This is a genomic window from Luteitalea sp. (genome assembly GCA_009377605.1).
In the GTDB taxonomy this organism is placed as follows: Bacteria; Acidobacteriota; Vicinamibacteria; order Vicinamibacterales; family Vicinamibacteraceae; genus WHTT01.
In genome coordinates this window covers 37,928-50,170 of record WHTT01000049.1, presented here as the reverse complement: position 1 = coordinate 50,170, position 12,243 = coordinate 37,928, and the positions used below count along the sequence as shown (strand labels likewise).

Sequence of the window (12,243 nt, the reverse complement as noted above, 5' to 3'; positions counted from 1 at the left end):
TGGCTGATTTGCTCAGGCGTAAGCACGGCGGCGCTGTTGAGCCGACGCAAGTCCTGTAGGACGTCGGTATGCTTCTCCAGCAGGCTGTTGATGTTCGCGGTCTGCGGCACATCCGTTGTGATCGGATTTCCACCCTGGTCGACAATCGCGCTGGTCCTCGTCTCTGTCGCGGTGCGGTCGAGCAGGTTGCGGATGGATTGCGGCACATTCGGCGACGTGAGGTCGGTGCCCTGATTTCTCAGTTCGGTCCGGATGGCGGCGTTCAGGCTCTCGGTCGGCACCGACACGCTGTCGGTCGGGTCGATCGCCGCGCGTAGTTCGCGCGTATGTTGATCGGCTGCCGCCTGCTCGGTGCCGCGAATTTCGCGGAGGCCCGCGCCGGTACGAGCGCGATCCACTTCCGGCAGGCTCTCGCCCATTTCCCGGATCCGCCCTTCGGTGCCGGCGATTCCCCGCTCAACAGCCGTTTGCGCGCCGCTCACCCGCTGGCTGGCCGCGCGGCCGACAATGTCCTCTGGCGGAACAGCGCCCGCCGGCGGCGGGGCTACCTCGTCGGCGAAGCCGCGAATCGCTCCCGCGCTCTGGTCGTGCCGGGCCTGCGCCGTACGAAGCTGGTCGCCGGTCGCCTTGCCCCCGATCTCCACCTCTTTGTTGAGCAGCACCGGGTCGTTCGTGCGCTGCGCCAGGCTCGGCTCGAAGCCGGGGATTCGCTCTTTGAGCGCGTCGACCCGGGTCATCTCCTGCTGGGTACCCGGGGACCGTAGTATCGGCGCGACTTCTTCCGCCACGGCGCTCACCGCTTGCTGCCCGCGTTTCTCGGCGGCGCGAGCGCGGACGCTTTCCGGGATGAACTTCGCTTCGTCCGGTACGAAAAGGTGACTGAACTTTTGCGCGGTGGCGGGGGCGGCTTTCGCCAGCAGCCTCGTAGGCGACACCATGCCGTAAGTGGCCGGCGCCATGCCGCCGAGCACGCCCGCCAGCGTTTGCCCCACAACACCTTGGTCATTGTCCTTGGCGATCTGCTGGCCCGCCCCGGCGCCCACGTTGCTAACCACATCCGATGCGGTTGTCGCGACCGGCTTCTGGGCAAAACTTTCGAGGATCGAGTTGACGGAGCGGCGGCCCGCCTCCATCAGCGTAGGCGCCGCCTTTTCCGCCACGCGCACGCCTGCGCCCGCTAAGCCGGCGCCGCCGGCGAGCAGGGGAACCGACTCGCCGACAAATTGGCCACCGGTTTGCAGACTGCGGCCGATCGGCGTTTGCGGCTCGGGTACAGGATCGGCAGTGTACTGCTTGATGAGGTTCTCGATCGGGTGCACGCCTTCGCCACCAAGCGCCTTGCTGGCGAAATACGGAACCACGTCGAGCGCGCGGCCCGCCGTTTCGGCCAGCGCGGTGTTGAACCCCTTGAACGGCTGCAACGCTTCCGCCGCGAAGCCGGTGTCCGGCGGCTGGAAACTGGGCGCTTGCTCCGTGGGAGTCAGCTCCGGCAGCCCCTGCTCAGGGGTTATGCCCGCCTCCGGCGTGTCGAACTGGTCGAAGAAGTTCGGTCGCGCCGTGGGTTTCAACGGTGCCCCTGCCGGGGCGTCGAACTGGTCGAAAAAGTTGGCCATCACTGGCCCCCGAGCGCACGATCCGCGGCGCCCGGCCCGTACTTCTGGTCGAACTGGTACTGCAACCGCGGGTTCGTTCGCAGAGCCTCGATGGCGGCGGGCGGGGGTTCAGCCGCTTCGGGCGCTGAACCTTGCGGAGCCGCAGGAGCGCCATCCGCCGGCTCGGTCAACATCCCGAGCGCCTTTTCGTTGTCATTGAGCGCAGCCTGGTACTGCTCGCGCAAGCGCCCCGGCGCGGTTCGCACCAGGACTTCACGCAAACGCTGGTTCTCCGTCGAGAGCTGGTCGACCAGTGTGCCGATCTTGTTGGCTTCCGAAACCGGGTTCTTAAGGAAAGCATCTCCGGGTAACAGGGCCATAACGCGCCGCTGCTCCTCTACCGGGAACTCGCCCCTCGACGAGCTTTTGAACGCGCGCATGATGGTCTGGTTCATCAGGTTGAGGCGGGCGCGTGAGCGCTCGATGTTCGCGCCGACTTCGCCCGCGTACCCTCCGGTGATCATGCCCCACAGCCGGTTCGCCTCAGCCTGCCCGAAGGCCACCGGACCCGTTGTACTGAACGCATCCGCGGCGGCGGCGCTCGTCTCGGCCGGCGGTGTTGCCAATGGTTGCGTCAGCCTTTGGTTCTCTTGCTCGGTTCGTGCCTCCCCGACGGCGACGCGCGGGTCGGTGGGCAGCCACCCCCCGGTTGCTGGAACGGTGCTGCCGTCTGCCTTGGTGACGGTGCGGTTTCCGTCGTAAGATATGCCGGCCTCGTGTGTAAGGGGGTTAGTCATCGGGCGCCCGATGGGAGGCGCGGTCGGCTGCCCGCCGATAACCGATTGCGCGGCTGGCGGGAGCGCCTGTACGGCCTCGGGGGTCGCCCCGTACTGCTGCCCGAACGCGCCTTGGTACTCGGTGCGCGGCAGCACCGGCGTCTGGCCGTAAGCTTCGCTCTGTGGCGCAATAATCGGCCCCGTCGGCCCCAAGATGTTCGTCGGCTTCATCCCCGCGACACGTTCACGGGAGGTGTCCGACGCTGCCGCGCGAGCGGCCGCTGCGTTGAGCGCCTGTGTCACCCCCGTAGGCGTACTGCCGAACGACGTACCCGGCACCGCCATCATGGCTGGCGTCCACGTCGATGGATCGGTCGGGTTCTGTAGAACGGTGCGGCCTTGATTGTAGCCGAATCCCTTCTTCGGATCGATGCCGCTCAACACCATCAACCGCGTCATCTCAGCAGGGTCAGCCCCACGAGCTGCAGCGTCCGCGAAAAGTGGAATATTGGTGTTCTCGCGCTGAAGCCCCTGCAACTTTCCTCGCGCCAGCGCGCCCGTCATCTGGCCGGGGCCGAACGCCGTCTCGCCAAGTTGGGCGAGAACCTTCCCGAGCGGGTTGTCGGTGTTGTATGAGTTTACGATCGTTGGCACGTTAGCGGCCCCACGGGAATGCGGTGGATGCGCCCCACCACGGAGCGGCTGGCGCCGCGGTCGACACCGCATGGCCGAGCGCCTTCGGGGCGCTCGCGCCAAACACCGCTGGGTTCAAGCCACCAGCCGCCGCGCCCCCGAGCGAGCCGAGCCCCTGCAAGATGCCCCCGAGCCCTGACGGCGGCCTGCGGTTTGCGTAGCCCACCAGGTCTTGCTCCAGCGGCAGCATCGAGGTGTTGGCGCGCGAGAAGTTGTTGAACGTGTCGATCATCCGGCCGGGCTGGAGCATCGCGCGGTCGTTCTGGCCCCACGTGTCGCCGTAGGCCGAGAACTTACCCTTCGCCTTCGCCTCGTTGGTGGCGTCGTTGAACGCGCTCAGCATCCGGTTGGCGATCTGGCCCTTGACGACCGACGGCGCATTGCCGGACAGCGGGATCGCGCCGGCGTCGGCCGGCTGCGCGTTGGTGTCGATGGCCTGCGAACGCTGCTCGACGTTCTCGGCCTGCTTGGCGGTTTGCTTCGTCTCGTCGAGCTCGCCGCGCGCCTTGGCGGCTTGTTCCTGGTTCTGCGCGTGGAGGTTCCGCTGCCGCTCCATGTACTGTTCGAGCACACGATTGCGGGCTGCGGCCTCGTTGGCGGCGGAACTCTGGGCTTCACTTTGCTGGAGCAAGCCGCCGCCGGCGGACGCCGCGGTGCTGGCGAGCATGATGCCGGCTGTGATTGGATCGCACATTATCGGTAACCCCCGCTACCCGGCGGGAACAAAGACCGCACATCGTGCGCGATGTTTTGAGATTGGTAGCCTTGCATTTCTCGGCGATCACCAAGGCTCATGCCCAAACCCCCGTAGGAACGTGCTCCCTCGGGGAGAGTGTTCGGGTTCGCGAGCCCCGCACGAGTCGTGTTGTAAAACGCACGCTCTTGCTGGCTCTGCCCGCCGGACATCGCGGCGGCCAACGCCTCCAAAAGCTGAGCGAGCGTACCTTCGCGACCGGGAAGCGGAGCGTATTTCGGGGGAAGATCAGGCATTACTTATACACCGCCGAACTGCCACCGCCCGAAGACGGCGCAAAGAAGCTCCTGACGCGCCCGCCGGCCGGGTTGTACGCGTCGGCGCGAGCGAAGTTGGCGAACGGCGCCAGCACGTTGCCGAACAGGTCGCCAAGCTGTGAAGTCGATTGCGGCGGCGTCAGCGCGGTTGTCTGACCGAGCGCCTGCGCGGCGATCATCTTGGGATCGGCGGCCGCTTGGTTAAGCGAGTAGAGATTCGACTTCGACTTCTCGACCCGGTCCCGGAACGCATTCTCGGCGTCGAAGGCTTCGTTGGTGGCCCGGCCAGTCGCCTCGGTGCGCGTGCGCTCCAGGTCGCCGAACGCGTTGCCGGCGATCGAACTGTTCAGCACACCGCGATCCGCCAGCATGGCGGACAGCTTGCCGCTGGACTTGTCGTACTGCCTCTGGATCTGCGGCGTCTGGGTGCCGAGGTAATCGCTCCGGACACCCTGGTAGTACGGGCCGTCGAACTGTCGGAAATTGCGGTCGATCTCGCGCTGGCCGGTTCGGACATCCCCCCGGCGCTCCTTTTCCTCCTGCCGCATCCGAATGCGGTCTTGCCCAGCCTGCTGGCGCGAGGCCGCGCCGGGGTCACCGAAAATGTCACACACGGGATGGCCCCCTGGATTGGCCGAGCGGGAACCGCCCGATTTGCGGAAGCGCCTTCACGGCCTGGTCGTAATTGGCTTGGTTTGCGTCGAACGGCGCCGGAGCGTTTGCGGGGTTGAGCGCCGGGAACCGCCCCACCTGGGGCAGCCGCTTCGCCGCTTGATCGTAGTTGGCTTGGTTCTCGTCGAACGGCGCCTGCGCGGGGGTCAGCCCCCGCTCGCCCAATTCGAGCCAACCGGTAGCCGTCTTCGGGCGTTCCTGCCCGATCGTCTGCCACACGTTGCCGGAAGTGGACTGGCCGCCGGAGTCACCGAAAATGTCACACACGAAATCGCAAGCCCAGACTTTGGGAACCGGGGCGGCGATCTCCGGGGCATACGTCCGCGTGGCTAGAGTGTAGACTATTAGGCCGGCGTAGGCAAGCCCGTGTCTCGCTTTTCGACAACCGGCGCAGGAGCTTCCAGCGGCTTCAGCCGGAACAGCAGAGCTTGGCCGTTGTATTCCCCCATGAACTCGTAACCGAACAGCTTGTGCCACCGAACTATGTCCGGGTGCCGGGAGTTGGTGTAACTGTCGAATTTGACGCCCGGGTACAAAAGCTGCAATGTTTTCATGTATTTACGGGCAATCAACATGGTTCGTAAGCCATGCTCGAAGAACGCCTGACGGTAGCGCGTCCACGTGAACCGGGTGTATGGATCGCGGTTTGCGGGGATATGCCCCAAAACAGCGATCGGCTCGCCACCCCAAATGAGGGCGTCGACCGGCCCTTGCTTGCACAGTTCCCGTGTGAGCGGGAGGGCCTGCCACCACGTCTTGCCCCGTAGGACTTCAGATGCCGATACTCCCGACAAATCCGCCATCACGGCGTGAACGTCGGCCAACGTGGCCTCGCGGATGAAAGGCTTCACCGTGATTCATCGCCTTTGAAGTGCATCGACGCCGTCGAGATTGTCGCAAGCCCGCCCTTGGTGCACTCGAATTCAAACGCGAATTGCGCCGTTCGGGCCGACACCGGGATGTGGGGGATGACCGACGTATTCTTGTAGATGCGCCCGATCTCCACCTTCTCGTCTTCGTCGTTCGGGTTGACCAGCACTTTCACAAGCCATTCGTTCTGACACGAGATATCGAACCCGGTGATTTGCTTCTCGGTGTTGGGAGCGTCCGCATCCATGAACGGCGTGCTCACCAGCACGGGCATCTCGTCGGCTTCCGGGTACTCCACATGGCTCTGCCCGCCGTAGAGGTAGATTATGTCCCCACCACGGCAGTACAGCCGGCGGCCTCTGCGTACGAAATCGGTGATCGGCACCGGCGGCTCGTAGAAGCTCCACGCCGTTATCTTGCTGGCCGGAAAGAACGACAGCACGTAAACTCTCTCTCCAAGAGCCAGCCAGAACCGGCTGTCGCTGGGCTCGATGGTGGCCACTGCTTGGCTCGCGACCGTCGACGCCAACACCGCGAGATGATCCTGGATAAACGTATCCAGCGGGGCGCCGATGTCCGTCACGAAAGAGGCGTTGATGGTGTCGCGCGCCCGGATCGACCGAATACCGTTTGAATCGAGATAGTAGACATCGTTGTTGCCGTAGGTGATAACCGACCGCCCCGAGTGCGTGCCGGTGTTGTCGAGCGTCTGTTCGTGCTTGATCTGCTCGGCGTCCGCGAAGATCGCGTACATCCGGACCTGATCCTTAGCGAATAGCGCGATGAGGTTCTGGTACTCGGCCGCCCCCACCAGGATGCCGGACCCTTGCGATTCGTTCGACGTGTCGATCGTGACGGCGCCGGACGACGCATCGCTATCCGTCCAGTTGGTGGGATCGTTGAGCTTGGACCCGCGCAGCAGCGTCTCGGCCAGTGCCCAGATGCGGGACTTGTAGGCGAACACAAACGCACCCGCCGAGCTGCCGCCATCGCCGGTCAGCGAGTACGATGTGCCCTCCACCGTGACGGTGTACAGGTCGGCGCCCTCGTAAGTTCCGCCGAGCGCGATCGTGTTCTTCTGGCGTCTCGCGTTAGCGTGATTGACGCCGCCTGAAAAATTGGTCTCGTTGACGGTTACCGCGCTGTTGTGGTTGGTGGACATCGAACGCCCGTTGGCGGCTGTCCCCTCGCCGACCGGGGCTTTTATGAATATCTGATTGCCGTCGCGGGTCGCCGTGTACCCGTGGACCGCCGTCTTAGCGTTGATCTGGCTCTTGGTTTCAGCGGTCAACCGGCCTTCCTGCGTGGGTATGGGGTTGACCGCCACCTCCGCGGCGGCCTTCAGCAATTGCACGCCGTTGCTGGTCGTGATCTGGGCGATGCGCGGCTTAATGGTTGCGCTCCCCGGCACGTTGATTGTGACCCGCCCCTCGGCGCGCACCTCCGCGACTTCCTCGACGGCGGCCTGCGTCTCGGTGTTGACGGCTGTTTGGTCGTCCACGCCGCCCGCGCCGTTGATGGCCGACGCCGAGATGGTGATTTCCTCGCCGGCGGTGCGCGCTTCGAGCAGGATCGAAGCACCGGAGGCGGTAGCCGAAACGTCTTCCGATTCGTCGATCTTGGCCGCCAGGTTGGAGGCAAACTGCGTGAAATCGCCCGACGCCGGGTCGAAGTCCGATACCAGTACGCCGTCGTAGAAGTGGTACGTCGTGCCGTCGTCGAACGCCGCGACGACGTACAGCTTGCCCGCAAATGCCGCGACACCCAGAACTTCCGTCATGACGGGATCGCCGGGCGCCTGGAGCCGCTGGTAGTTCACCCCGTCGGGCACGGACGCTTCGAGGTCTTCCGACCCGAACACGTATATGTCTTCGCGCAGGCGGGCCATGCTGTGCGTGCCGGCCGGAAGGGTGAACGTAGGGACGAACCGCTTGGCGCGCTCGATGTCGCCGCCGCGCGTGATGTGGGCGTTCTTGAGCACCCACAGCGTACCGGGAACACCCGTCACCCGGGGGCGGCGGCGGTCGAGCCCGAATTTGAAGTCTTTGATGTGGAGCTGGGCCATTTACTGGGGCCGGTCTTTGGCGTGCGAACGCTGCATCGCCGCCGCTATGGCTTGAGAAATCGTTGGGTACTGCCCCGTGGGCTCGTTCACGCCCCACCGGTGCATCTGAACCGCTGCGTCGGGGGGCAACTCCACGCCGTTCACGATGGAAGGCATGTTTGTGTACGGGCCGCCGCCGACGGTGATCGTTCTCTCGGTTGAGAAACTGCCATCGCCGTTGTCAATAACTGGGCGCGACCAATCAATCGGCCGTTCCCAGATCGGCGGTGTCATTGCGGCAAGACGGCGGAATAACTCCTCCATCCGTCACCGCCCCACCAGCACCGCCAGCGTGAACGGCTTCTTTTCCAGGTGGCCGCCGAGCGTGTAGGTGCGGCTGCCGCCCTTGCTTCGCCCCTTGAGCCGCGTGTAGAGCGCCTGCGCGGCCGCCCCCTTGGCGCCGGCGTCCTTGCTCTCCTGCCGCGCCAGCAGCTCGGCCGCGCTGAACAGCACCACGAGATTGTCGTCGAGCAGGCAAATGTCGCTGTCGTTCACGAGCCGCGTGAACTTCCGGAAGCCCGTGAAGTGGAGCTTCTGGTCATTCGTGTCGGGGATCGGCCAGACTTCGATCTGTTCCGCGTCACCGGTGAACCGCACATCCCACTTCAGAACGGGGCCGTTGCGCTCGTCTTCTTCGCTGTCGATTGAGTTATAGTCGTTGGCGTCTATGCCTCGCTCGACCGGGTAGGAAAGGCCCGACCACCGGACATCGATCCGCTCGATCCGGTCATAGTCCATCGGCGCGGGGATGTCGGGGTCGGATGGCACCGACGGCGGGTCGTAGTAGCGTTCGCCCTGGAGCAGCGGGATGGTTGCGAACTGGCGCAGATGCGGCCAGTCGTAGTCGGCGTAGAGGGCTTCGTAGTTGCGGTTGATCGTGCGCTTCAGCGACGCCACGTCGCCGGTGCTGACCGCTACGTCATTGGTGCGGCCCAGTTCATCACGTAACATCGTGACCATTTCGAGGAACTGGGAACCGCGCACTGGTTACGCCTCGATCTGCGCCGGCTCTGCCTTGGGGAGCTTGGTGCGACGAACGTCCTTCATGGCTTCCAGATCAACGATCTCGCCCTCGTCATCCACGACCGGTGTGACCGTGGTGGCCAGCTGGATGTCGGAGACTTCGCGCGGCAGCGCGGTGCCGATGCCGAATATGCTGTTCACCAGCACTTCGCCGGAAGTCTTGGACGACGTGTATCGGCGCGCCAAGTACGCGCGCTCCTGCACATCGTTGCGCCGAGCGGCCTTCTTGGATTTGGTCGGCACGATATCGACAACGCCGGGATTGCCGCGCTCGTTGCCGCCGTGAATCTTCTGCAGCACTTGGATCTCGGCTGCTGTCACCGTCTTGCGAACCTGATTTTCCTTGGAGCCGTGAAGCTGCACGGTGCAGTCGTAGAGGGGTCGTAGGTCAGACATCGATCACCTTCTAGTGGGGAGAGAGGTGCAGTTCTGCACCTCTCTCAGTTTTCAACTTAGCCAGCGAACTGGTCGATGCCGCGGTTCGCCGGATCAGGCAGAACCACCAGCAGCTTGAACGACGTGGAGCCGTCGGCCCCCGTGTTCGGGTCGTAGGTGCCGCGCACGTCGCCGGTCGTACCCGTCGGCGTGGTGTTGACACCCAGAACCAGCGTGCCGGCAACCGCCGCTGCGCCATCTTCGAGTTCGGCCAGCACATACGCCGCGCTGCCGATGTAGGCCGGCAGGCCGAGCACGTCCAAGGTACCGACCGAAGCCCCCGTGATGGTCGCCGAGGTCGTGACCTCCGTGACCTTCTTGAACGCCTTCGTGCCGGTGTGCCCTGTACCAGAGGCCGAAACCTCGACCATCACGTTGCCGTAAACGTCCTCACCCGTGATGGTGATGACCGCCGTGTTGGTCCACGCCCCCACAAGAGCGCGGGGCGCGTCCATGATGGCCTCGCCGCCAGACACGAGGATGCCGTCCAGGTCGAACGCCGTTCCCACACCCGTGACGGTTTGGGATTCCGCCACCCCGTTCGGGTCCGCCGTGACAGGCGCACCCAAGTCGATCAGGTATACGTCCAACGGGACGGTCGCGATCGGCAACTCGAACGCGCCCGGGGCCTGGTCGTCGGACCCGAGAATGTCGAGCTGCGCGTTGATGCGCGAGCCGGCCGCGATGGTGGTCGACCCATTGTAAGTGACGGTGATCTCCGACGCGCCGAAGGACAGCGAAATCTCGCCGGCCGCCGCCGTGTAGAGGTACTGATGGGTGTCAACCCAAGCAGCGTGTTTGTTGCCGCCCGCGAACGTACCGGACGACGTGTTCTCGGGGTAAGCCACCGTGAACGTGCCGGCCGTAACGACCGCCGAGGAGACAGTGGTTTCTACGATCTTGAAAGTCATCTGTTTTCCCCTTAAGCGATCGAGTACACGCCGTGGCAGTTGCGCTGGTCACAGACCAGGCCACCAACCCACGTCTTGGCGCGATACATGACGTACTTCTCGGCAGGCCGAGCCGGCTTGTGGTCCTGCATGGACTCGCCCTCGATCGCCATCGGGTAGATGTGCCGAGAGTCGAGCGCGTACAGGTACTTCGACTTCGACATGTCATCGAGCGTCGGGTCGTACATGATCGGCTTGCCCTTGAAGGCAATGTCCGCCACGCTGGCGTCGATCGAGCCCTTGTTGGCCCAGCCGTCGAGCGTGTAGTTGCCCTTCGCGCGAAGTTCCTGCTCGAACCAGTCCATGAAGTCGGAACCGGCCAGGAGGACATCCGGGCGGCCGCCGAAGCGGCGGAGCTGCCGGAACTCGCGCTGAAGCGTCTGCACGACGTTCTGATCGGCAGCGGTCGTCGCCGTGAGCGCGAGCGCCGCACGGTTGCGCCACCAATCGTTGGCCACCTGGTCGATGCCGCCGACCGTCACCGCGCTGGTGGGGTCGTCGAGTACGAAGCTGGTGAGGCCGGGCACTTCCTTGGCGTCCTGGGAACCGTCTTCCCAAAACATGTTGTTCATGCCCCGCTCGCCGCCTTCCTGCATGTCCTCGACCTTGTCGTCGAGCAGGTTGGCAAGGCGAATCATCTCACCTTCGTGGGCGGTGGTGCTCTGCTCACCAGGCGAGATCGAGATGCCGTTCTTCAGCAACTCGTGCTTGGTGACCTTGATGCCCCAGTGAACGAGCTTCCACGGGTACACGGCGGTCTTGATATTCGCCGGGTTGCCGTAGCTGACATCGTCGTCGTGCTCGAAGCCCTGAATGTCCGTGGTGTAGATACCCTTCACCCGGACAGTCATGTTCTCCAGCGCGCCCGGGAAGGACTTCTCCTTGCCCATCAGCTTGTCGAACAGCGGGCGATCCTGGATCGTCTGCTTGACGATCTTGCCCTTCTTGAAGTGGAAGTCGATCGCGGCCTGGGCCGCATTCTCAAGTTCTGCTACCGTAAACGGCATTTCCTCTACGCCTTCGTGTTATCCGTCACGACGCGAGCCGCTGCTTGATCGCCTCAAGCACGCTTGTTGGCTCCGCGACCGCGCGGTTCGAAGTCTCACCGGAGTTGTTGGGTTTCACTTCAGTGACCGCCGGTCGGAACCGCTTGATCTCTTTGGTGACCTTGTCGTGGATGCCGTTCAGCATCTTGGACAGGTCATCATTCGACCGCGGGTAACCATCCCGACGAACATGAAGCTCGACCAGTTCGTGAACTCGGTCAGCCTTCAAGTGCCAGTCAGGATCCGAAGTACGTTTTGCCGTTTCCCACTTAGTCGCCGTGTCAGAAACCGTCCGAACTATGTCGGCCTGCTCACGCTGCCGTTTGTCCTGCTCCGTCTGCTCGGCCGTCTTCTGGGCACGAACATCGGCGAAGTGGGTACGACTGCGAAGCTGAGCCATCTCCTGAGCGTGTTCCTGGGTGACATACCCAAGACGAACTTGCTCTTGCAGGTCGGCCGGTAGAACAGCGCCCGCCTGCTTTTGGAAATGCTCGACGATGGGGCCGAGTGCTTGAAGCACCCCGTGGGGATCAGTGCCTTCCTTTATCAGCGAGACAATCCGCAACGTGTTGTTGAACTCGTCGCTAGACAGATTGGTCTGCTGCATGTAGGCGCGTAACTGGTCTGCTTCCGCCGCTTTTGGCTTGAGGCTTGCGACCTCGTCCGTCAGCGTTTTCCGCTCGTTTGCCAGATACTCGATCCGACGCCTCGTCTTGCCGGATAGTGCGGTCAGCTCCTCTTCGGTAACGTCGGGTGGCTCGCCGTCGGGGTCTTCCCCCTCGGGCTTGTCCTTCGTTTCCTGGGTTTGCGAACCTGGCGGGGGTTCTTCAGCCTTCGGAGCCAAGGCAGCCTTTACGCTGTCGAGGATCGTAGGCTCTGCGCCACTCGCCGCTGACGAATCGGCTTTTGCGTCGGAAATGCCTGCGGGTGATTCAGGCGTTACACCCTGGGTAACGGTACTCTCCGCGGCTTGCGCCGCAGCGTCCGGGGACGAATCCGGCATTACGTCTCCATTTTCAGGGCGCTCGCCCCAAGGCCTCGTAAGGCCCTCGGGCAAGCGTCATGCCAATC

Annotated in this window: 13 protein-coding genes; all 13 read right to left on the bottom strand. The window is 64.0% G+C overall.

Features of this window, described 5'->3' with window-relative positions; all coding sequences use genetic code 11:
• Positions 1-1,613: hypothetical protein (locus GEV06_16860; GenBank protein MPZ19569.1), on the bottom strand; the 1,613-nt coding region annotated here is incomplete at its 3' end.
• A complete protein-coding gene (locus GEV06_16855; GenBank protein ID MPZ19568.1) occupies positions 1,613-3,022 on the bottom strand; it encodes a hypothetical protein in 1,410 nt (469 codons plus the stop codon). The genes GEV06_16855 and GEV06_16860, both read right to left, overlap by 1 nt.
• 1 nt (position 3,023) lies before the next feature.
• Positions 3,024-3,755 carry a hypothetical protein gene (locus tag GEV06_16850; GenBank protein MPZ19567.1) on the bottom strand — a complete coding sequence of 244 codons (732 nt, stop codon included), beginning with the start codon at positions 3,753-3,755 and terminating at the stop codon, positions 3,024-3,026.
• Positions 3,756-4,050: 295 nt separating this feature from the next.
• Complete coding sequence (locus GEV06_16845; GenBank protein ID MPZ19566.1) at positions 4,051-4,620, bottom strand: hypothetical protein; 570 nt, start codon at positions 4,618-4,620, stop codon at positions 4,051-4,053.
• Positions 4,621-4,678: 58 nt separating this feature from the next.
• On the bottom strand, positions 4,679-5,011 hold the full coding sequence (locus GEV06_16840) for a hypothetical protein (protein MPZ19565.1): 333 nt from the start codon (positions 5,009-5,011) through the stop codon (positions 4,679-4,681).
• Positions 5,012-5,088: 77 nt separating this feature from the next.
• A complete protein-coding gene (locus GEV06_16835) occupies positions 5,089-5,595 on the bottom strand; it encodes a hypothetical protein (GenBank protein ID MPZ19564.1) in 507 nt (168 codons plus the stop codon).
• Positions 5,592-7,679, bottom strand: coding sequence for a hypothetical protein (locus GEV06_16830; GenBank protein ID MPZ19563.1), 2,088 nt, complete (start codon positions 7,677-7,679; stop codon positions 5,592-5,594). Before GEV06_16830 ends, GEV06_16835 begins: the two co-directional genes overlap by 4 nt.
• Entirely contained in the window at positions 7,680-7,982 is a 303-nt protein-coding gene (locus tag GEV06_16825) for a hypothetical protein (GenBank protein ID MPZ19562.1), read from the bottom strand.
• 3 nt (positions 7,983-7,985) lie between these two features.
• The gene (locus tag GEV06_16820) at positions 7,986-8,702 is read right to left on the bottom strand and encodes a hypothetical protein (GenBank protein MPZ19561.1); all 717 of its coding nucleotides are present in this window, start codon (positions 8,700-8,702) and stop codon (positions 7,986-7,988) included.
• 3 nt (positions 8,703-8,705) lie between these two features.
• On the bottom strand, positions 8,706-9,137 hold the full coding sequence (locus GEV06_16815) for a hypothetical protein (GenBank protein ID MPZ19560.1): 432 nt from the start codon (positions 9,135-9,137) through the stop codon (positions 8,706-8,708).
• Positions 9,138-9,193: 56 nt separating this feature from the next.
• The gene (locus GEV06_16810) at positions 9,194-10,087 is read right to left on the bottom strand and encodes a hypothetical protein (GenBank protein ID MPZ19559.1); all 894 of its coding nucleotides are present in this window, start codon (positions 10,085-10,087) and stop codon (positions 9,194-9,196) included.
• 11 nt (positions 10,088-10,098) lie between these two features.
• Positions 10,099-11,133, bottom strand: coding sequence for a phage major capsid protein (locus GEV06_16805; GenBank protein MPZ19558.1), 1,035 nt, complete (start codon positions 11,131-11,133; stop codon positions 10,099-10,101).
• Positions 11,134-11,158: 25 nt separating this feature from the next.
• A complete protein-coding gene (locus tag GEV06_16800) occupies positions 11,159-12,175 on the bottom strand; it encodes a hypothetical protein (GenBank protein MPZ19557.1) in 1,017 nt (338 codons plus the stop codon).
• Positions 12,176-12,243: the final 68 nt, after the last annotated feature.